This window comes from Burkholderia cepacia, from assembly GCF_029962485.1.
Classification (GTDB): Bacteria; Pseudomonadota; Gammaproteobacteria; order Burkholderiales; family Burkholderiaceae; genus Burkholderia.
In genome coordinates this window covers 2,966,138-2,987,456 of the sequence record NZ_CP073638.1, presented here as the reverse complement: position 1 = coordinate 2,987,456, position 21,319 = coordinate 2,966,138, and the positions used below count along the sequence as shown (strand labels likewise).

Genomic DNA, 21,319 nt, shown 5'->3' with positions numbered 1-21,319 from the left:
CCCGGACCGGCAACGCGTGCGTGCCGATTCGGGATATTGGAAATGCGCGTGAAAGCCTCATGGCCAAGCGCCTTCCGACCCTCTGAAGAATGCCCGCGGAATAGCGCTCCCCCTTATTGCGCCGACCGCTCGGTCGGTTTAATCTTTCGCGGTCCTGCTCGATACCCCCGGAGGCGCTGTGTTCGTGTTTCACGAGATGTTCGACGACGCGGACCGGCATGCCGAGGCGCTGCGCGGCTGGAACCAGCGCTACGACCAGATCGGTCCGGGCTCGTACCGCAGCGCGGTCAAGCACGCGGTGCTCGACGGCCTGCAGTTGTTCCAGGAAGCCGCGAACGTGCGCATCATCCAGCGCGGCCGGCTGCCGCCCGGCCATACGGTGTTCGGCATGCCGCTCACCGGCTCGGGCGCGTTCGCGTTCGGCGGCGCGCGTATCGAACGCGGCACGATGGTGATGGCGCGCGGCGGCGCCCCGTTCGAACTGCATTCGCCCGACGACATGTCGCTGATCGGTGTCGTCGTCGATGGCGACCTGCTGCAGCAGGTCGAGGATGCGGCCGATGTGCGGCTCGACGATACGACGCTGCGGCGCGGTGTCGTCGACATGCCGACCGCCGTGCTGATGCGCGCGAGCGTGCAGATCGCGACGCAGCTCGAACGCGTGCTGTCCTCGCCCGAAACGTACGCCGACGCACGCGTGCAGCGCGAGCTGCGCGGCGAAGTCGGCAACGTACTCGTCGATCTCCTCACGTACCGGATGCCCGCGCCGTCGAACCGGCTCACGCACGCATGCCGCGCCGACATCGTGCGCCGCGTGCACGACTACGTGATCGAGCATCCGGAAGCGCCCATCGACGTGCTGAGCCTGTGCGCGCAGTTGCGCGTGAGCCGGCGCACGATGCAGAACAGCTTCCAGTCGGTCGTGCAGACGAGCCCGTTGCACTACGTGCGCTCGCTGCGCCTGTCGCAGGTGCGGCGAATGCTGCTCGACACGCGGCAGGCCGACTTGCCGATCAGCGACGCGGCCGCGCGCTGGGGCTTCATCCATCTCGGTCATTTCGCGAACGCGTACAAGGCGCAATTCGGCGAACTGCCGTCGACCACCGCGCGCCGTTCCGTGCGCGGCGCAAAAACGCGCTGACGCGCGCAAAACCCGCGATAATCTCCCGCTGACCGTTCGGCGCGTGCGAACCGGCGCGGCGCGTGCCGGACCGATCGCCGCCTCGTGCGACACGTGACGACCACCGGATTCGATCCCCTGCTCCGATGCCCGAGGATTTCCACTTCCTGTTGCTGCCCGGCTTCTCCGCGCTCGGCTTCATGTCGGCGGTCGAGCCGCTGCGCGTCGCGAACCGCTTTCGCACCGAACTCTATCGCTGGCACGTAATCAGCGCCGACGGCGCGCCCGTCGCCGCGAGCAACGGCATTCCGGTGGCCGCCGAAGCCGCGTGCGCGGACGTCGAACAGGTCGACACCGTGTTCGTCGTCGCGGGCTTCGATCCGCTCGTGTGCTACACGCGCACGCTCGCCGACTGGCTGCGCCGCCAGCACCGGCATGGTGCAACGCTCGGCGGCATCGACACGGGCAGCTTCGTGCTCGCGGAAGCCGGGCTGTTCGACACGTCGCAACCGCTCACGCTGCACTGGGAGGCGCTGGCCGCGTTCCGCGAGCGCTATCCGGGCCTGAACGCGACGCAGGAGCTGTTCGAGATTGACGACCGGCGCATCACGTGCGCGGGCGGCACCGCATCGATCGACATGATGCTCGACCTGATCGGGCGCCGGCACGGCGCCGACCTCGCGGCCGCCATCTCCGAGCAGTTCGTCGTCAGCCGCATCCGGCAGCGTTCGGACAGCCAGCGGCTCGAGATCGCCGCGCGCTACGGCGTGCACAACCGCAAGCTGATCCAGGTGATCGGCACGATGCAGCAGCACATGGAAAACCCGCTCGGCTCCGACGCGCTCGCGCAGGATGTGTCGATCACGCGGCGTCAGCTCGAACGGCTGTTCAGCGCGACGCTGAACGACACGCCAACGCACTTCTACCTGAACCTGCGCCTCGATCGCGCGCGCGAACTGCTGCAGCAGACCGACATGAGCATCACGTCGGTGTGCGTCGCATGCGGGTTCGAATCGCCGTCGCATTTCTCGCGCACGTATCGCACGCGATTCGGCGTGAGCCCGCGCAGCGACCGGCGTGCAACGCGCTGATCGTCGCGGCTTTTAATCACAATCCGGCGCGGTATTGCGCGTTCCGGCAGCGTTTCCCGCCGCTCGCTGAACAATGCCGGCGATTGATCTGCCAACCGAAGTGATCGTCGAAAATAAATTGGAATGTCGTTGAAAATATTCTGTAACATATCAAAAAAAGTTAGATAGGCAGCCTAACGACATGCATGCCGCATCCCGGCGGGCTGCCAACCGATATCGATTCGATCCGAGGGGTATGACATGACGATGCTCGCTTCGCCGTCGCCGCACCTGCCTGCCGTTCGCTTCCCTTCACGCGCGTCTCCCGCGTCCCCCTCTTCGCCCGCCTGTTTCTTTTCGACCTGACATTCAGGATTCCTTAGTCAGTCGATACTCCCAACACCGCTTCGCCGCACCGGTTCCATCGAACCGGCGCGCGGGCCGTGTCGTGCCTGCGCGCCACGAGCGCGCGGGCGTGTCCAACCGTTGAGATGAGGATCACGTATGCAGACATCACGCAAAGCATTGCCGCTCGCCCTGGGTCTCGCGCTCGGTTTCGGCATCGTCGGCGGCACCCTGGCCGATACGAAAGTCTCGAACCCGCAGGCCGCGAGCCTGCGCGAAAGCCTGACGCGCGGCGTCGCGCCGCCGGCCGCGAAGGCCGATACGGCCGCCGGGCAGTACCGCGCGGACGGCGTCGCCGTCACGCTGTACAACCCGGCCTATCGCGTCAAGAAGAGCGCCTCGACACCCGCCGCGACCGCACGCGACTTCGTCGCGTCGCAGGCGACGCAGCTCGGGCTCGACCCGGCCGCGCTCGCGAGTCTCGTCGTCACGTCGGAACGCAACGATGCCGACTTCACCGTCGTGCGCCTGCAGCAGCAGGCCGCCGGACTGCCCGTGTACGGCAGCGACATCGCGGTGACGGTCGCGAAGGATGGCCGCATCCTGTACGTCGCGAGCAACACGATCAACGGCGTGGTCGCGACGACGCGCAAGTCGCAGGCCGTCGACCAGCAGCAGGCGCTCGACCGCGCCCGTGCGTATCTTGGCGTGAGCGGCTTCGCGAATCTCGATGCGCAGCTCGTCGCGTTCGTCGACAAGACCGGCACGCACACCGCGTGGAAGGTGCGCGGCCGCCCGCAGGACGGCCCGAAGGGCGACTGGGAACTGCTGATCGATTCGGGCAGTGGCGAAGTGCTGCGCGCCGAGGACAAGGCGTTCTATGCGACCGACGGCACCGGCTTCGTGTTCCGGCCCGATCCGCTCTCGCCGACCAAGAGCAGCTACGGCAGCACGGGCTACAAGGACAACAACGACGCCGATTCGACGCAGCTCACGGCCGCGCGCGTGCGCGTGACGCTGAAGGATCTCGCGCAGTCGGGCTCGCGCTACACGCTGACGGGCCCGTACGCGGCGTGCATCGATTTCGATGCGCCGCTCGACAACGCATGCCCGGCGCAATCGACGCCCGCGTTCGAATTCACGCGCGGCAACCTGTATTTCGAGGCCGTGAACGCGTACTACCACATCGACACGTTCCTGCGTTACGTGAACCAGACGCTCGGCATCAAGGCGCTGCCGTATCAGTACACGGGCGGCGTGCAGTACGACCCGCACGGCGAATCGGGCGACGACAACTCGTCGTACTCGTCGAGCAGCGGCCGGCTGACCTTCGGCCAGGGCGGCGTCGACGACGCGGAAGATGCGGACGTCGTGATCCACGAGCTCGGCCACGGCATCCACGACTGGGTGACGAACGGCGGCCTGTCGCAACAGGAAGGCTTGTCGGAAGGCACCGGCGACTATCTCGCCGCCGCGTACAGCCGCGACTTCAACCAGTGGAGCCCATCGGATGCGCAGTACCACTGGGTCTACAACTGGGACGGCCACAACGAATACTGGGGCGGCCGCGTGACCAACTGGAACGTCGGGCGCACGTATGCGCAGGCGCGCGGCGCGGAGATCCATACGGCCGGCCAATACTGGGCGTCGTGCAACCTCGTCGCGCGCGATGCGATCGGCGCGCAGGCGATGGACAAGGCGTTCCTGAAGGGGCTGTCGATGACCAACAGCTCGACCAACCAGAAGGCCGCCGCGCAGGCCGTGCTGACGGCCGCCTCCGCGCTCGGCTACAGCAACGCGCAGCTCACCGCGATCGGCAACGCATACAACAAGAGCTGCACGTACGGCGTGACCGTCCCGCAGAAGTCGTAATTCCGCAGCAGGCGGGAGTGTGGCGCACGACCTGCGGCGCGCTCCCATCATCGACATCGCCATCCTCACGAGATCGAACATGCCTACTCTGAAACTCACCCGCCTGAGCGCCGCGCTCGGCGCCATGCTGCTGACCGCCGCCGCGCACGCGGCACCCGTCTGGATCACGCTCGGCGACACCGCGTTCCGCCAGCTTCAGCGCATCGATGCAAGCGCCACCGCGCAATACAGCACGACCGTCGACGCCGGCAAGACGGCCGACGGCGCCACGCGACGCGAAACCGTCCACGTCGTCGAGATCGACGATTCACGGCTCGGCGAGCTGGCCCACGCCGTCCACCATACGCGCGGCCACGGGCCCGGCTACGTCGTGCACGACTCGTTCGACGAAGCGCGGCAGGCGCTGCAACCGTTGCCGGCGACACTCGCGAAACAGGCCGCGGCGCCTGCGTACAAGGTATCGAACGCGCCGCAGATCGGTACCTGGATCCAGCAGCTGCAGGCCAGCAATATCGTCGGCACGATCACGTCGCTGTCCGGCTTCACGAACCGCTACTACACGACGTCGCACGGCGTCGCTGCGTCGGACTGGCTCGCGCTGCAGTGGAAGCAACTGGCCGGCTCGCGCGCCGACATCACCGTCGAGCAGTTCGCGCACACCGGCTTTCCGCAGAAATCCGTGATCCTGACGATCCGCGGCAGCGATCCGGCTGCCGGCACGATCGTGCTCGGCGGTCACCTCGATTCGACGGTCGGCCGCACGACGGAGAACACGCGCTCGCCCGGCGCGGACGACGACGCGTCGGGCATCGCGAGTCTCACCGAAGCGCTGCGCGTGCTGCTTGCGAACGACTACCGGCCGAAACGGACGATCAAGTTCGTCGGATATGCGGCCGAGGAAGCCGGCCTGCTCGGCTCGAAGGCGATCGCGAAGCAGTTCCGCACGCAGAACGCGAACGTGGTCGGCGTGCTGCAACTCGACATGACGAACTACAAGGGCGATCCGAAGGATATCTACCTGATCACCGACTACACGAACGCGGCGCAGAACACGTACTTGACGAATCTGGCGAAGACTTACCTTCCTGAACTCGCGATCGGCACGTCACAGTGCGGGTATGCGTGCTCGGATCACGCGTCATGGAATGCGCAGGGCTATCCGGCATCGTTCCCGTTCGAGGCCGACCAGAACGACAGCCCGTACATCCATACGGTGAACGACACGCTGGAGAACTCGGACCGGCAGGCAAACCACGCGCTGAAGTTCGGCAAGCTGGCGCTGGCCTATGCAGTCGATCTCGGCGGGAATGGCAGTGCGACCGTGAAGCGCTGACGGCGCGCGGCCGAACCGTTCGGCCGGAAAGGGCGGAAGCGTGTGCTCGCGGTTTGCACACGCTTTCGTCACGAGGCGTTCTCCGCAGTCGCGGCGTTTTCCCGTCGTCGAACCGGGAACGCGGGCTCGTCCGGATAGAATCCCCGTTCGACCACTTCGCTACGCGCTTCCCGCCATGACCGACTTCTCCCATTCCATCGACGATCTGTCGCCCGCGCGTGTCACGACCGCGTTCGACCTGCCCGGCCATACGACCGTTCGCTCGCTCGGCGTCGCGCAGGGCATCGTCGTACGCTCGCGCTCGATCGTCGGCTCGTTCGGCGCGTCGCTGCAGACGATCTTCGGCGGCAACATCACGCTCTATACGTCGCTATGCGAGAAAGCGCGCCAGCAGGCCTTCGACAAGATGCTGACCGATGCGCGCAAGCTCGGCGCGAACGCGATCGTCGCGATGCGCTACGACTCGACCGAAATCGGTTCGGGTGTCACGGAAGTCATCTGCTACGGCACGGCCGTGCGCGTGACGCAGAACGCGTGACACGAGTCACGCGTCGCGCTCGAGCGACTTCATGTTCGTGAGCTGAGGAAACAGCCGCATCCATGTAAGCGCAACCGCGATCGTCGCCGCGCCGCCGACGACGATCGCCGTGGGCGCGCCCCACCATGCGGCCGTCACGCCCGATTCGAATTCGCCGAGCTGGTTCGACGTGCCGATGAACAGCGAATTGACCGCGCTCACGCGCCCGAGCATCTCGTCGGGCGTGCGCAGCTGCACGAGCGACAGGCGCACGACGACGCTGACCACATCCGATGCGCCAAGCGCGGCCAGCGCAACGAGCGACAGCGCGAAGTGGCGCGACAACCCGAACACGATCGTCGCGATGCCGAACGCGATCACGCCGCCGAACATCGCGCGGCCCGGCCGTCCTTTCAACGGGAAACGCGTGAGCCACAGCGTACCGGCAAGCGCGCCGACGGCCGGCGCCGCGCGCAACGCACCGAGCCCCCACGGCCCGACCTGAAGGATGTCGCGCGCGTAGATCGGCAGCAGCGCGGTCGCGCCGCCGAACAGCACCGCGAACAGGTCGAGCGACAGCGCGCCGAGAATCGCCGGTTCGCGCCGGATGAACGCGATGCCTGAAAACACCGACCGGAGCGTGACCGGTTCGCGCGTGGGCGGTGCGCTGCGCAGCGGAATCGTGCCGCTCAACACCGCCGCGATCGCGAATGCCACGACGCTCGTGCCGAACGCAACGGGCGCGCCGACGCCATACAGCAGCCCGCCGAACGCGGGCCCGAGAATCTGCGCGGCCTGGTTCGCGGACGTCGACAACGCGGTCGCGCGCGGCAGGTCGGTGCGCGGCACGACGGCTGGCAGCAGCGACGACACCGACGGCGACTCGAACGCGCGGGCCGTGCCGACGATCGCCGCGAGCGCATACACGGCCGGCGCGGCCAGCCACCCTTGCACCGCACCGAGCAGGAACACGCCGGCGGCCAGCGCCTCGACGCCCTGACAGATCGTCGCGATGCGCCGGCGGTCGTAGCGGTCGGCCACCTGCCCGACGACGAGCGTCAGCGCGAACATCGGCACGAACTGCGCAAGGCCGACGAGACCGAGCGCGAACGCGCTGTGCGTGAGCGCGTAGACGTACCACCCGATTGCAACCGACAGGATCTGGAAAGCCAGGGAAGACATCACGCGCGTGCCCCAGAAACGCTGGAACGGCGCATGGCGGAACAGGTTCGCGGGTAACGGGGATAAAGGACTGGAGTCGGGCACGGGGTCGGTCATCGGAGTCTGGGCGGTCGGCGCTGCGCACGGCAGCCGTTCGGACAACGACGACGCACGCCGGTGCGTGCGCGCGACGACGGTGCTGGCGCGGCCAAACCGCGATGATATGCCAACCTCGAAAAACGGACCGTATGCCTGCCGCGGACCGTACCCGCCCGACGCACGGCAAAAAAAAAGCGCGAACCTCGGTTCGCGCCAAAGAGAGACCTCGCTGAGGACGTCGCCGCCCCACACCACCCCGCTCAGAACGAATGCCGCATCCCGATCCGCACGTCGGCCTGCGTCTGCGTCGTCGACGGCGTGAAGCTGTAGCCGATCACCGCATCGACACCCTGCGACGCGCGCAGGTAGTCGCCGGAGATATACACGTCGGTGCGCTTGGACAGCATGTAATGCAGGCCCGCCGTGCCCTGGTTCCAGTGATGGCCCTCGAAGCGCGTGTGCTGGTAGCCCGCGATCAGGCTCAACGCCGGCGTGAACTGGTACAGACCGCCGCCTTCATACACCTGCATGTGCGACGACTGGCCGAAACCCTTGATCGTCGTGTACGAGAAGTTGGCGTCGAGCGTCAGCTTGCCGATCGTGTAGCTCGAGCCGATGCCGAACGTGCCCTGGCTGTCGACGTCCATCGCCGTGTTCGCGAACAGGTCGGTGCGTGCGCCGGTCGCCGGATCGACGGTCACCGTCTGCTGGCCGAGGAACGTGTGCGTGCCGATCATCGCGTACGGGTCGAACCCGTAGATGCCGTTCGGGTTGTTCAGGCGCGTGTACGCGGCGCCGATCGAGAAGTCGCCCTTCGTGTAGCTCGCGCCCGCGCTCCATGCGCTGTTGCGGTGGAAGTTGCCCGCGACGTTGCCGAACGAGTACATCGCGCCGAACTTGAAGCCGCTGAGGTCGTTCGACAGGAACTTCACCGAGTTCGGCAGGCGGTCGCCGTTGAAGCGGTCGAAGTCGCCCTGGTGGATCGCATAGCCGCTGCCCCACGCCGAGATGTTGTAGATCGACACGAGTTCGTTCGTGATGTCGAGCTGATTGCCGAACGACAGCGTGCCCCAGTCGTTCTGCAGGCCGACGTACGCCTGGCGGCCGAACTCGGAACCGCCGAAGCCGAGTTGCCCGGTGCCGAGGCGGAAGCCGCTCTCGAGGGTGAACACGGCCTTCAGGCCGCCGCCCAGGTCTTCGGTGCCCTTGAGGCCGAAGCGGTTTCCGTACGCGACGCCGTCGTCGAACTTGACGACGTGCGAGCCGCCCGTGTTGTTCACGTACGTGATGCCCGCGTCGAGAATCCCGTACAGCGTCACGCTGCTCTGCGCGTGCCCGATGGCGGGAATGCAGGCCGCGCATGCAAGCGCGGCGGCTACGGCAACTTTCGTGTGCTTCATTGTCGACCACCCTCCCTGAACCGTTCGATGGATAGAATCTCGTCCCGGCGCGTGCCGCGATGCGCCGGTGGATTCGAATTCAATACGCCCGCTGGCTTCGGCATTTCGTTTTTCGCAATAACGCAGCCATTGGCGAAAAATACAAACCCATATTTCGCATCACCCGTCTGAAGGCGACACTAAATGGTCACGATGCGACCGGTCGGGAAAACACGTAGACAGGCGGCGCGGTAAAACCGGCCGCCAGAAGGGAGGGAATCAGCGACCGTCGAGGGCCGCGCGCACGGCCGGCAGGCCCGGTGCACCGGCCACAGTCGTCACGCCGTCCAGCCAGCCGGCGACCAGCGCCGGGTCGGTCTTCAGCGCATGCTGCGCCGCGAGCGCGGGCGACGTCTTGTTGTCGAGCATGTCGGCGATCATCCGGTTTTCGACGTCGACGGAGAACGTCATCTGCCGGAACAGCCGCGCAAGGTTCGCGCACTGGCCCGCGAACCCGGAGCGCGTGACGGTGTTGACCGTCGCGCCGCCGTAGTTCGGGCCGAAGTACGCATCGCCGCCCGACAGGTAGGTCAGATGGAACTTCGTGTTCATCAGATGCGGCTCCCAGGCCAGAAACACGATCCAGCGCTTGTCGCGCACCGCGCGCTCGACCTGCGTGAGCATGCCCGTCTCGCTCGATTCGACCAGCGACCAGTTCGCCGCGCCGAGCGCGTGGTCGGTGAGCATCCGCTTGATGTTCTGGTTCGCGGGCGCACCGGGCTCGATCCCGTAGATCTTGCCGCCGAAGCGCTCGGCGTAGCGCGCGAGGTCGGCGAACGTATGCACGCCGGCGGCAGCCACGTAGTCGGGCACCGCGAGCGTGAACTTCGCGCCGCTCAGGTTCGCGTGCAGCACGTCGATCGATTTGTCGTCGACGAACGGCTTCACGAGCGGCGCCTGCGCGGGCATCCAGTTGCCGAGGAACACGTCGACCTGCCCTTTCTTCAAGCCCTGGTACGTGATCGGCACCGACAGGTTCGCCACGTCCTGCCGGTAGCCGAGCGCCTTCAGCACGACGCCCGCCATCGCGTTCGTCGCGTCGATGTCGGTCCAGCCGGGCGCCGCCATCTTCACGTCGCTGCACGTCTGCGGGTCGGCCGCCCGCGCGCCCTGCGCCGTCGCCAGGCACGCGGCCGCGGCGAGCGCCGCGCCGATCCGGATTGCTGCATTGCATTGCCGTTTCATCGTCCGCTTCCTCCGTCGTTCGTTTGGGTTCGCGATGCGGGCGCTCAGCGCCCGACGCGCGGAAAACGCGCCATCGCCTCGAGCGTGTCGAGTTCGATGTGATTGCGCATGTAACGCTGGCTCGCGTCGGTGAATGGCTGCCAGTCCCACGCCTGGATTCGGCCCTGTGTCGTCGCCGTGTAATGAAAGCGCCGGCGCCGCTGGCTCGCACGCACCTGCCGGTCGAGCTCGGGCAGATCCCAGCGCCGCGCGGCTTCCGCGCGGAACGCGGCAAGCACGTCGGCGGCTTCCGGCACGCCGGCCAGGTTCGCCAGCTCGCGCGGATCGTCCGACAGGTTGTAGAGCTGGTCGGGATCGAGCGGGCAATGCACGTATTTCCAGTCGCCGCGACGGATCATCACGACCGGCGCGACCGCGCCTTCCGCGAGGTATTCGCCGATCGCGACATCGTGTGCGGGCGTGCCGTGCAGGTGCGGCACGAGGCTCGCGCCGTCAACTGGGTCCGGCCAGCCGCCGGCCGGCGCGGCACCGGCCAGGTCGACGAGCGTCGGCAGCAGGTCGAGGTGCGACACGGGCCCGCGCACGCGCGCGGCGCCAAAGCGGCCCGGCGCATGGACGATCAGCGGCACGCGGCAGCCGCCTTCGAAGAACGTCATCTTGTACCAGAGCCCGCGCTCGCCGAGCATGTCGCCGTGGTCGGACGTGACGATCACGATCGTGTCGTCGGCGAACCCGCACTGTTCGAGCGCGGCCAGCACGCTGCCGAACTGCGCGTCGACGTAGGACGTCGCGCCGTAGTACGCGCGGCGCGCGGCGCGGATCTGCGCGTCGGCCGGCGGCGTGCGGTCGTTCTCGCAGACGAAGCGCAGCCGCTGCGAATGCGGGTCGCTGTCAGTCGCGTCGAGCCGCACGGCCGGCATGTCGATTTCGTCGTCGCGGTAGAGATCCCAGTATTCGCGCGTGATCGCATACGGGTCGTGCGGATGGGTCAGCGACACGACCATGCAGAACGGCCGCGCATCGTGCCCGGCCGCGCGCTCACGCGCGACGTCGTACAGCTTCTGCTTCGCGGCGAACGTGACTTCGTCGTCGAAATCGAGCTGGTTCGTGCGTACGCACGGGCCGGCCTCCAGCACCGAACTCATGTTGTGATACCAGCTCGGCCGCTCGGTCGGCCGATCCCAGTCGGGCACCCAGCCGAAATCGGCCGGATAGATGTCGGTCGTGAGCCGTTCCTCGAAGCCGTGCAACTGGTCGGGCCCGCAGAAATGCATCTTGCCGGACAGCATCGTCCGGTAGCCGCCCGCGCGCAGGTAGTGCGCGAACGTCAGCGTTTGCGCCGGCAATTCGGCGGCGTTATCGTAGGCGCCGATCCCCGACGGCAGCTTGCCGGTCAGCAGCGAGAAACGAGACGGCGCGCACAGCGGGCTCGCGCAGTACGCGGCGTCGAACACCACGCCTTGCTCGGCGAGCCGGTCGAGCGTCGGCGTGCGCGCGACGCGGTTGCCGTAGGCCGGCAGCGCGAACGGCGTGAGCTGGTCGGCCATCAGGATCAGGATGTTGGGTGTCGGGTTCGTCATCGGCGTGCGTGGGGAAAGCGGTGTTCGAATGGAACGGCGCGCCGCTCGGGCAGCGAGACGTCCGGCATGACGGAAGCGGCCCGCAGAAAGTGCCGCGCGTGCGCGCCGCGCTGGCTAGAATCGCGGAATGCGTTGCGTGGCGGCCGTGAAGCGCGTGTGCCGTACCGTCCGATGCACTATCGCCCGCCCGAATTCGCGCGGGTAGGCGTCCGGCCCTTATGGGGCCATTAGAGAGACTTATGTCGAAATCCGAACCGTTACCGTCGATGCAGGCGCTGCGCGCGTTCGAATCGGCCGCCCGGCTCGCGAGCTTCACGGCCGCCGCGCGCGAGCTCGGCTCGACGCAGCCGGCCGTGAGCCAGCAGGTGTACCAGCTCGAAGCCGAACTGGGCGTGCCGTTGTTCGACCGCAGCCCGCGCGGCGTCACGCTGACGGCCGACGGCCAGTGCCTGTACGAAGCGGTGCGGCTGAGCCTCGACACGCTGCGCGGCGCGACCGCGACGCTGCGCGCGCGCCGCGAACACGGCGCGCTCACGATCGTCACCGATTTCGGTTTCGCGACCTACTGGCTGATGCCGCGGCTGGCCGGGTTGAAGCGCGTGATGCCGGACGTCGACGTGCGGGTGGTCACGTCACAGGATTACGACGCGCAGCGTGACCACGGCGACATCGCGATCCTGTTCGGCGACGGTCACTGGCCGTCGTGCACGGCCGCGCGGCTCTTTCCGGAATCCGTCACGCCCGTGTGCTCGCCCGCATTCCGCGATGCGCACCCGCATGTCGCACGCGCCGACCACCTGCTCGCGCTGCCGCTGCTGCACGTGCAGCCGACGCGCCCCGAACGCTGGCTGTCGTGGTCCGGCTGGTTCGACGCGCACGGCCTCGAACCACCGGCGGCCGCGCGCGGCGTGACCTTCAACAGCTACGCGCTCGTGATCCATGCGGCACTGCTCGGCGAAGGCGTCGCGCTCGGCTGGTCGCCGCTGGTCGACGAGCTCGTCGCGTCCGGCCAGCTCGTGAAACTCGTCGATGCGCCCGTCGTCACGTCGCGCGGCTACTTCCTGGTGCGCCCGCCGCAGCGGCCCGAGCCGGACGCAACGCATGTGTTCCGGCGCTGGCTGCTCGACGCGTGCGCGCCGGCCTGAACGGCCGCCGCCCGGCCGGCTGGTACCCGCCTGACGCCCGCCGGACCGGCCACGCCCGCCCCGCCTGACGCCTCCCCCAGCGTCCGTTTGAAGCCCCGTCGCCGCCCGGCCGCGCTGGCGCGCCGATACCAGCCACACGGCGGGTTGGTTCTATCCGCGCCCATATCGTCCTGATTTACTTGAGCCTCCCGCTACCCGCGTAGCGTGGCGCCCCGTCGCGCCACCGCGCGGGTTGCGTTCAACGACATCCGAGGAATCTCATGACCGCCGACTCACGCCCCGATCAATTCGTCCTGACGCTGTCGTGCCCGAGCGCGGCCGGCCAGGTCGCCGCCGTCGTCGGCTTTCTCGAGCGCCATCGCTGTTATGTCGATGCGCTGAACGTGTTCGACGACGATCTCAGCAACCACTTCTTCGTGCGCTGCGTGTTTCATCCGACGGATGAAACGCTGCAGATCGACGCGCTGCGCCAGGAATTCACGCCGATCGCGGCTGCGCTCGGCGGCGGCGAAGGCGACACGCAATGGGCGATCCACGACGTGAACGCGCGGCCGAAGGTGCTGATCATGGTGTCGAAGCTCGAGCACTGCCTCGCGGACCTGCTGTTCCGCTGGCGGATGGGCGAGCTGAAGATGGACATCGTCGGCATCGTGTCGAACCACCCCGATTTCGAGCCGCTCGCCGCGCAGCACGGGCTGCCGTTCCGGCATTTCCCGATCACGGCCGACACCAAGGCGCAGCAGGAAGCGCAGTGGCTCGACTTCTTCGAATCGAGCGGCGCCGAGCTCGTGATCCTCGCGCGCTACATGCAGGTGCTGTCGCAGGAAACGAGCGCGAAGCTCGCGAACCGCGCGATCAACATCCATCATTCGTTCCTGCCCGGCTTCAAGGGCGCGAAGCCGTACCACCAGGCGCACACGCGCGGCGTGAAGCTGATCGGCGCGACCGCGCACTTCGTCACCGACGATCTCGACGAAGGCCCCATCATCGAGCAGGTCGTCGAGCGCGTCGATCATGCGCTGCGCCCCGAGCAACTGCTCGCGGTCGGACGTGATGTCGAATCCATCACGCTCGCGCGCGCGGTGAAAGCGTTCATCGAGCGGCGCGTGTTTTTGAACGGTGACCGGACGGTGGTGTTTTCGTAACCGGGCGGCCACGGCCGTCCGTCATGCGGAAGCCGACGGCACGCGCACGGGCGCCGTGGCGACGCGCCGCGCCCGGCGCCGCAGGTACAGGTTGTTGAGAATCAGCGCCACGCCGGTCAGCGCGGCGCCCGCGATCTGCGCGCGATTGGGCACCACGCCTGTCGCCGCGGACACGATGAACGCGGTGATCGGCAGGACGTCCATGAACAGCACGCCGTTCATCGGCCCCAGAATCCGGTTGCCCGTCATCCACAGCAGGATCGCGCCGAAGCCGGCCACCGGCCCCATGTACGCGAGATGCGGCAGCACCGCGCGTACGGCGGACCACGACGGCGCCGCGATTGCGTGCGTCACGATCAGCACCAGATTGACTGCGACGATCGTGGTCAGGCCGAGGCACGTCGTGAAGGTCGTGTATTTCAATGCCGACCAGCCGGTGAAGCGCGCCGCGCCAAACGTGTAGACAACCCAGCACAACGCGCCGACGACGATCAGCGCATTGGCCGCGTAGTGCTGCGGTTCGTGCAGCGCGGCGATCACGTCGCCGCGCGTGATGACGAGCGCCACGCCGGCAAAGGACAACACGACAAACAGCACCGACACCGGCGCGGGCGCGACGCGCCGCACCAGTGCGTTGAGCAGCAGCCCCATCATCGGCTGCGTCGCCATCATGATCGATGCGCTCAGCGCCCCTTCGTCGCCGGCCAGTTGCTGGCCCAGGAACACGAACGATCCGAACCCGCAAAAACCGATCGAGCCGAGCAGCCATGCAAGCGCCACGGATTCGCCGGCCGGGCGGAATGCGCTCGGCCCTTCGACGATCCGCAACAACACGACGAACGCAGTGCCGGCGATCAGATAGCGCAGCGACGTGAACGTGAACGGATCGATGTACCGCAACGCGTCGGTCATCACCGGAAACATCACGCCCATCAGGATCGTCGCGCAGACACATGCCGCGATGCCTTTCCCGTACGCGCTGGCGGCGGGTGCCGCGAAATTTGCACCATTCATGACCGATCGTTCCCAAATTAATTGAACAACGACGCCGGTACGGCTGCGCGTAGCGGCGGGATCGCTTCAACTTCCTTGCCGAATCTGCCTGCCCTTCACGGTCTCGACGGTCGTGCGCCAAATACGCACAATTTGAAACCGCTCATTCTCAAAATAATCAAAAAAAATCAGGTCAGCGCCCGCATCGCGACGTCGACGATCGAGGCCAACTCCGCCTCCGACGCGCTCGACTTGCCCAGCACGCGCATGCCCTGGACCAGGCACAGCAGGAATCGGCCGACCTCTTCCGGATCGAGATTCCGGTCGAAATCGCCCGACTGCTGGCCGCGCGCGATGGCGAGGCTGAATTGCGTACCGATGCGCAGCAGCGTCGATTCGATATACGGCCGCAACGCGTCGTCACCGGGCAGCAGTTCGACAGCCGAATTCGTGATGAAGCAACCGCGGCGCTCCGACAGCCGTACGCCGATTTCCGTGTAGTACAGCAGCGCCTCCCTGAGCGCCTGCCGCGGCGGGAGATCCGCCGCGAGACGCTCCTTGAGCCGGGCGATCGCGCCTTCCGCGTAACGGTCGAATGCGGCGACCAGCAACCCGTGCTTGTCGCCGAACGTCCGGTACAGGCTGCCGCGAAACACACCGGTCGCCTCGCACAGCGTGTCGATCGACGTCGCGTGATACCCCTGCTCCCAGAACACGCGTGCGGCGGCATCGACCACCTCGTCGGTGTCGAATTCGCGTGGACGCCCCCTGTCACGGGAGCCGGGAGAAGTCGGGCTCATGAGTCCGGATATTAGAACCGATCATTCCCAAAATCAAGCGCCCTCGATCACTTCCTTGCGCGACCTGCGCCTGCAATGGCGCCGGCCCTGAACGACAAAAGCCCGACCGGTAGCAAGCCGGTCGGGCTTCGTTGCTTCGTTGCTTGCCGCGAACCCGATCGCGACGCCCGTGTGCGGTTTCCGGGCGGCGCGCACCGTTACTCGGCCTGATGCGTCACTTCACCCACGCGAAGTAATACGACAACCAGATCGTGAGCCCCGCGCCGATCAGTGCGGCATACGGCATCAGGTTCAGCCACATCGCGCGCTTCGGCACTTCGAGCTCCATGTCGCGCTGCATCTGCGCGGGGAAACGGCCGCGGTCCTGCCAGTAGTGGCGGAACAGGAACACCGGCACGATCAGCAGCATCGCGATCAGCCCGTTGCGCAGCGTGCCGTCGCCCTGCAGGTTCGCGCCCGCGCCGACATAGACGAGGTTCGCGTAGCCGCAGATCGAGCCTGCGACGAGCAGCCAGGTCGGGCAGCGGAACGGCCGATCCCAGTTGCCGCGATCCATCCGGTGGATCCAGCCCGACTGAAGATTCAGGAATACGAACAGCATGTAGCAGACGTTCGAGATCGACAGCACCGTCATGTAGTCCGACATCATCAGCAACACGAGGTTGAAGCCGAGATCGGTCCACATCGCACGTGTGGGCGAGCCGTGCTCGTTCACGTGCGACAGGTACTTGGGCAGCCAGCCGTCGACCGATGCCTGATAGAGCGTGCGCGACGAGCCCATCATCGACGTCATCACGATCAACAGGATCGACAGCATCAGCATCACGACGACCGCATTCGCGACCCACGCGCCGCCGCCGACGATCTTCGCCATCGCGGCCGCCACACCGGTGCCGTCGCCGATCGACGGATCGAGCATCGCCTGCGTGCCGAGCGCGCCCTGGAAAGCCATCGGTACGAGCGTCATCACGACGAGGCACAGCGCGCCCGACCAGAAGATCGCCTTCGCGGTATCGCGGCGCGGATCGCGGAATTCACGCGTGTAGCAGACGGCCGTTTCGAAGCCGTACGACGCCCAGCCGGCCATGAACATCGCGCCAAGCGCCATCGTGACGCCCTGCCCGTTCCACGAGCCGAAAGTCGCGGTCGTGAGATTGCCGTGCGCGTCGTGGCCGAGCGGCAGCAGCGGGAGCAGGTTCGACATCGGCACGTCGCCGGTGACGAACGGCACGATGCCGACGATCAGCAGCGGCGTGAGCGACGCAATACCGAGGATGCGCTGTGTACGCGCCGCCTTCGATGCGCCACTGTGTTGAAGCCTGAACGTGATGAGAAGCAGGATCGTCGCGATGATGAACGTCGCATTGATCCGCAGGGACAGACCCGGCTTGATGAACCCGAGATCCGCGATCTTGAGCTGCCATTGCAGCACCGCCGCGTTGGCGGGAAAGAGACTCGTGAGCGCATAGCTCGCCGCGAGGCCGCAGCCGAGCGCAAGCATCGGCGACCACGCGAGCCAGTTGCACCACACGGAAACCGGGGCAATCAGCTTGCTGTAACGGACCCAGCCGATCGCGCCATACACGGACGCGCCGCCCGATTTATGGGGAAATAGTCCCGATATTTCCGCATAAGTCGCGCTTTGAATCAGCCCCATCGTGATCGCGGCGATCCAGATCGCCCACGCGGGCTGGCCGATCGTCGCGCATACGCCACCGATCGTGAACAGCACGCCAGCCGGCACGCCGCTCGTTACCCAAAAAGCGTCTTTCCAAGTCAGGCCACGATGCAGCGTGTGGCCCGTCGAATCATGTGAGATGGTTGCCTCAACATCACTGGTGCTGTTCGCACGCAGTCCTGCCTGACTCATCCAATTCCTCCTGTGATGACTCCGCACAAGGGCGCTAGTGTAACAACTTACGCGCTTTTTTGCAGAATCAGAAAAACAATTCCTGGAAGTGGCCGCATTGCATCACGATTATTTCGGATTCCTGCGTACCACTCCCGGCGTGTCTCTTTAATGGTTCGTATGACGTATCGTCTGGTACTTACTGCGCGCCTTCCGTCCACGAATTCACGCGGTCCGAATGCGCCGCAATCCACGCGTCGGCGGCCGCTTCCGGCTTCGAGCCGTTCTGGATCGCGAGCATCACGCTGTCGATTTCACCCGGCTTCCACTGGAATTTTTTCAGGAACGCGACAACCGGCTTGGCCTTCGTTTCGAGCCCCGGATTCACGACGCTGTCGACGTGTTCCGCGCCGCCGAACACCTTCTTCGGATCCTCGAGGAAGCGCAGCTTCCACTTCGCGAACATCCAGTGCGGCGCCCAGCCCGTCACGATCACCGGCTTGTTCGCATTGACCGAACGCGACAGCTCGGCCGTCATCGCGCTGCCCGAACTCGGCATCAGCGTGTAGCTCAGCCCGTAGCTCTTGATCGCGTCGTCGGTCTTGCGCATCACGCCCGCACCTGCGTCGATACCGACGATCCGGCCACCGAAGCTGCCCTTCTCCGCGTTCAGGTCGTCGATGCTCTTCGCCTTCACGTATGCGGGCACGATCAGGCCGATCTTGGCATCGGGGAAGTTCGCGCCGAGGTCGACGACCTTGGCCTTGTATTCATCCCAGTACGAGCCGTGCGTGACCGGCAACCACGCGGACAGCGTCGCATCGAGATCGCCACGCGCGACGCCCTGCCACATGATCCCGGCGGCGACCGGCACGAGCTGGACCTGGTAACCGAGCTTCTTCTCGATCACGCGCGCCGCGACGTTCGAGGTCGCAACGCTGTCGTCCCAGCCTTCGACGTAACCGATCTTCAGCGTCGGCTTCGTATCGGCGAGCGCCGATGCGCTCAGTGCCACCATCGCCGACAGTGCGCCGGTCCACATCAGTTTTCCGAACAGCTTCATGGTCGATCTCCTTGATATGCGCACCGTGCGCGTTGTCTCTCTAGGTTCTTCAACCACAAATCCGCGGTATCGTTGTTTTCCGACGGATGCTTGTCCGGGTGCGACGCACCCGGACAGCCGATGGCGGGCTTCGACTACTTGTCGATCACGAGATCCGACAGCGGCTTGCTGCAGCACAGCAGCACCATCCCCTGGTCGATCTCGCGCTGGCGGATGCCGCCGTTGTGCTTCATTTCGACTTGCCCCGACACGAGCTTCACCTTGCAGGTGCCGCACATGCCCTGCGTGCACGACGCCGGCAGCCGCACGCCCGACTGGCGCGCCGCATCGAGTACGTGCTGCTCCGAACCACACGCAATCTCGCGATTGCTCTTCGCGAAGCTGACCGTGTACTGCTTCGTGTCCGCGTCGCCGCCTTCGGCCGGCGGCGCGAGATCGGCGAGCAGCTCGTCGCTTGCGGTCTGCGCGAGCGTCTCGAACGAGAAGCTCTCCTCGTGATACTGCTGGCGATCGAAGCCGGCTTCGTCGAGCAGGTCGCGCACGGCCTTCATGTACGGCGCGGGGCCGCACGTGAAAATCTCGCGCTCCATGAAATCCGGTGCGATCAGCTTCAGCAGCGGCAGTGTCAGGAAGCCCGTGACGCCCGGCCAGTTCGTGCGCGCGCCCAGGCGCTCGACGACGAACGACGTGCGAAAGTTCGTATGATTCGACGCGATCAGGTCGAGCTCGCGCGCGAAGATGATGTCGTCCGGCGTGCGCGCGCTGTGCACGAACAGGATGTCGCGATCTTCCGCGAGATCATGGTGCGCGCGGCTCATCGACATCAGCGGCGTGACGCCCGAGCCGGCCGACAGGAACAGGTACTTGCGCGCCGGATGACGTGCGCACGTGAACTCGCCGGCCGGGCCGAGCACGCGCACCGGGGCACCCGGCTGCAGGTTGTCGTGCAGCCAGTTCGACACCTTGCCGCCCGGCACGCGCTTCACCGTGATCGACACCGTGTGCGGCCGCGCCGGCGACGACGAGATCGTGTAGCAGCGGTTGATCGTTTCGCCGTCGATGTCGAGCTCGAGCGTGAGGAACTGCCCGGGCTCGAACGAGAACGAGCGGCCCTGCGGCGAACGGAAGAAGAAACTCTTCACGTCGTGCGTTTCCTGCCGCACCTGGCAGCACACCAGCGTTTCCTCGACGTCGCTCGTCCAGCGCTCGGGAAGGGCGTTCCAGAACGCCGGGCGTGTAACCCGGCTGTCCGTCGGCTCGAAGTTGGCCGCATCTCGCATCATGTCTGACTCCGCTTGTACACTGCTAAGTACTATTCGCCGGTTTTTTCGGCGAGCCGGCCGATGTACCAGGCCGAGAATTTTTCAACGAGACCTTCCGTGAACGGCGAATACGGGCCCGGCTCATACGCACTGCTGGTCGCGCCGCGCTGCGAGAACTCGACGAGCGCGCGATCCTGGTCGTTGGTCGCGTTCCACACGGCCGTGAGGTTCTTCACGTCGTAATCGATGCCTTCCTTCGCATCCTTGTGCACGAGCCACTTCGTGCGCACGAGCGTCTTGCCGGCCGACAGCGGGATCACCGAGAACGTCACGATGTGATCGCTCATGAAGTGGTGCCACGAGTTCGGCTGAGTCCAGAACGACAGACCGCCGAGGTCGGCCTTTTCGAAGCCGCCGAGCAATTTCTTCGACGCGACCTTCGCATCGAGCGTCTGCGATTCGCCGCTGCGATCGAGCGGCAGGCGCTGCGTGCGGAAACCCGTCACGTCGAGCAGCTTTTCGATTTCCGCGGACGGCAGGCCCATCTCGGCCCACTCCTTGCCGCGGCGCACGCACGTTTCTGCAAATGCGTCCATGCCTTCGGCGTTCGCGTCGGAACGCTGGTAGCCGAAGCCGTATTCGTACAACGAGATCGTCAGCTCCGGATGGTTCGCGACGCAGTGATAGCACTCGCGGTTGTTCTCCATCGTGAGCTTCCAGTTGCCTTCCTCGATGATGTCGATCTGCGCGGCGATCTTCGTGCTCGGCAGGTCGTGCGGCAGCAGGTACGGCTCCATCTCGGCGCGCATCTGCGCGAAGTCGACCGGCGGCTCGTCGGCGAGGCAGATGAAGATCAGGCCCGCGAGGTTCTCGACGTGCACCGACTTCAGGCTGTGCTTGCAGCGGTCGAACTTCTCGCCCATGTGCTCGGCGAACATCAGCTGGCCGGTCAGGTTGTAGGTCCAGCTGTGGTACGGACACACGATGTTGCCGACCGAGCCCTTGTCCTCGTTGCACAGGCGCGCGCCGCGGTGACGGCACACGTTGTGGAACGCGCGGATCGCCATGTCGTCGTCGCGCACGATCAGGATCGAATCGCTCCCCAGTTCCACGGTCACGTAGTCGCCCGGTTCCGGAATATCCGGCTCGATTGCCACCTGGATCCAGTGCTGGCGGAAAATCGCCTCCATGTCGAGCGCGAAGATGTCCTCGCTCGTGTAGAACGGTGCGTCGAGGCTGTGCCCTTCCTTGCGCCGCTCGATCAATGCACGAATGTCTGCCGATACTTTCATCGTTTGCTCCGGATTCCTTGCATCCCTGGGTTCTTGCCGACAGGCATCA

At 66.2% G+C, this 21,319-nt stretch carries 17 protein-coding genes; 7 read left to right on the top strand and 10 right to left on the bottom strand.

Annotation, left to right across the window (positions count from 1 at the left end):
• Positions 1-196: 196 nt before the first annotated feature.
• The 5 genes from KEC55_RS29815 to KEC55_RS29795 all read left to right on the top strand — a co-directional run bounded on the left by KEC55_RS29815 (position 197) and on the right by KEC55_RS29795 (position 6,278).
• Complete coding sequence (locus KEC55_RS29815; protein ID WP_432626319.1) at positions 197-1,141, top strand: helix-turn-helix domain-containing protein; 945 nt, start codon at positions 197-199, stop codon at positions 1,139-1,141.
• Positions 1,142-1,266: 125 nt separating this feature from the next.
• Positions 1,267-2,211 (top strand): GlxA family transcriptional regulator, encoded by a 945-nt coding sequence (locus KEC55_RS29810; RefSeq protein ID WP_282508654.1) that lies wholly within the window; start codon positions 1,267-1,269, stop codon positions 2,209-2,211.
• Between the two features lie 483 nt (positions 2,212-2,694).
• Entirely contained in the window at positions 2,695-4,407 is a 1,713-nt protein-coding gene (locus KEC55_RS29805; protein WP_282508653.1) for a M36 family metallopeptidase, read from the top strand.
• Between the two features lie 79 nt (positions 4,408-4,486).
• Positions 4,487-5,740 (top strand): M20/M25/M40 family metallo-hydrolase, encoded by a 1,254-nt coding sequence (locus KEC55_RS29800; RefSeq protein WP_282508652.1) that lies wholly within the window; start codon positions 4,487-4,489, stop codon positions 5,738-5,740.
• 175 nt (positions 5,741-5,915) lie between these two features.
• Positions 5,916-6,278 (top strand): YbjQ family protein, encoded by a 363-nt coding sequence (locus tag KEC55_RS29795; RefSeq protein WP_282508651.1) that lies wholly within the window; start codon positions 5,916-5,918, stop codon positions 6,276-6,278.
• A 6-nt stretch (positions 6,279-6,284) separates the two neighbouring features.
• On the opposite strand, the gene KEC55_RS29790 is transcribed toward KEC55_RS29795, so the two are convergent.
• The 4 genes from KEC55_RS29790 to betC all read right to left on the bottom strand — a co-directional run bounded on the left by KEC55_RS29790 (position 6,285) and on the right by betC (position 11,721).
• Complete coding sequence (locus tag KEC55_RS29790) at positions 6,285-7,535, bottom strand: MFS transporter (RefSeq protein WP_282508650.1); 1,251 nt, start codon at positions 7,533-7,535, stop codon at positions 6,285-6,287.
• A gap of 242 nt (positions 7,536-7,777) precedes the next feature.
• The gene (locus KEC55_RS29785) at positions 7,778-8,917 is read right to left on the bottom strand and encodes a porin (protein WP_282508649.1); all 1,140 of its coding nucleotides are present in this window, start codon (positions 8,915-8,917) and stop codon (positions 7,778-7,780) included.
• A 258-nt stretch (positions 8,918-9,175) separates the two neighbouring features.
• Positions 9,176-10,141, bottom strand: coding sequence for a choline ABC transporter substrate-binding protein (gene choX, locus KEC55_RS29780; protein WP_282508648.1), 966 nt, complete (start codon positions 10,139-10,141; stop codon positions 9,176-9,178).
• Positions 10,142-10,185: 44 nt separating this feature from the next.
• Positions 10,186-11,721, bottom strand: a complete 1,536-nt coding sequence (betC, locus tag KEC55_RS29775) for a choline-sulfatase (protein WP_282508647.1) — start codon at positions 11,719-11,721, stop codon at positions 10,186-10,188.
• Positions 11,722-11,960: 239 nt separating this feature from the next.
• Here betC and KEC55_RS29770 point away from each other — a divergent pair, with 239 nt between their 5' ends.
• Positions 11,961-12,866 (top strand): choline sulfate utilization transcriptional regulator, encoded by a 906-nt coding sequence (locus tag KEC55_RS29770; RefSeq protein WP_282508646.1) that lies wholly within the window; start codon positions 11,961-11,963, stop codon positions 12,864-12,866.
• 260 nt (positions 12,867-13,126) lie between these two features.
• Positions 13,127-14,011 (top strand): formyltetrahydrofolate deformylase, encoded by an 885-nt coding sequence (gene purU / locus KEC55_RS29765; protein ID WP_282508645.1) that lies wholly within the window; start codon positions 13,127-13,129, stop codon positions 14,009-14,011.
• A 21-nt stretch (positions 14,012-14,032) separates the two neighbouring features.
• Here the strand turns inward: purU and KEC55_RS29760 are convergent, their stop codons facing one another.
• From KEC55_RS29760 to KEC55_RS29735, 6 genes are all read right to left on the bottom strand, one after another.
• Positions 14,033-15,025 (bottom strand): DMT family transporter, encoded by a 993-nt coding sequence (locus KEC55_RS29760; RefSeq protein WP_282508644.1) that lies wholly within the window; start codon positions 15,023-15,025, stop codon positions 14,033-14,035.
• Between the two features lie 167 nt (positions 15,026-15,192).
• The gene (locus tag KEC55_RS29755) at positions 15,193-15,804 is read right to left on the bottom strand and encodes a TetR/AcrR family transcriptional regulator (protein WP_282508643.1); all 612 of its coding nucleotides are present in this window, start codon (positions 15,802-15,804) and stop codon (positions 15,193-15,195) included.
• Between the two features lie 214 nt (positions 15,805-16,018).
• The gene (locus KEC55_RS29750) at positions 16,019-17,674 is read right to left on the bottom strand and encodes an APC family permease (protein WP_282508642.1); all 1,656 of its coding nucleotides are present in this window, start codon (positions 17,672-17,674) and stop codon (positions 16,019-16,021) included.
• Positions 17,675-17,852: 178 nt separating this feature from the next.
• Positions 17,853-18,716 (bottom strand): glycine betaine ABC transporter substrate-binding protein, encoded by an 864-nt coding sequence (locus KEC55_RS29745; protein WP_282508641.1) that lies wholly within the window; start codon positions 18,714-18,716, stop codon positions 17,853-17,855.
• A gap of 134 nt (positions 18,717-18,850) precedes the next feature.
• Complete coding sequence (locus KEC55_RS29740) at positions 18,851-19,999, bottom strand: hybrid-cluster NAD(P)-dependent oxidoreductase (protein WP_282508640.1); 1,149 nt, start codon at positions 19,997-19,999, stop codon at positions 18,851-18,853.
• Positions 20,000-20,028: 29 nt separating this feature from the next.
• Positions 20,029-21,270 carry an aromatic ring-hydroxylating oxygenase subunit alpha gene (locus KEC55_RS29735; protein ID WP_282508639.1) on the bottom strand — a complete coding sequence of 414 codons (1,242 nt, stop codon included), beginning with the start codon at positions 21,268-21,270 and terminating at the stop codon, positions 20,029-20,031.
• Between the last annotated feature and the right edge of the window lie 49 nt (positions 21,271-21,319).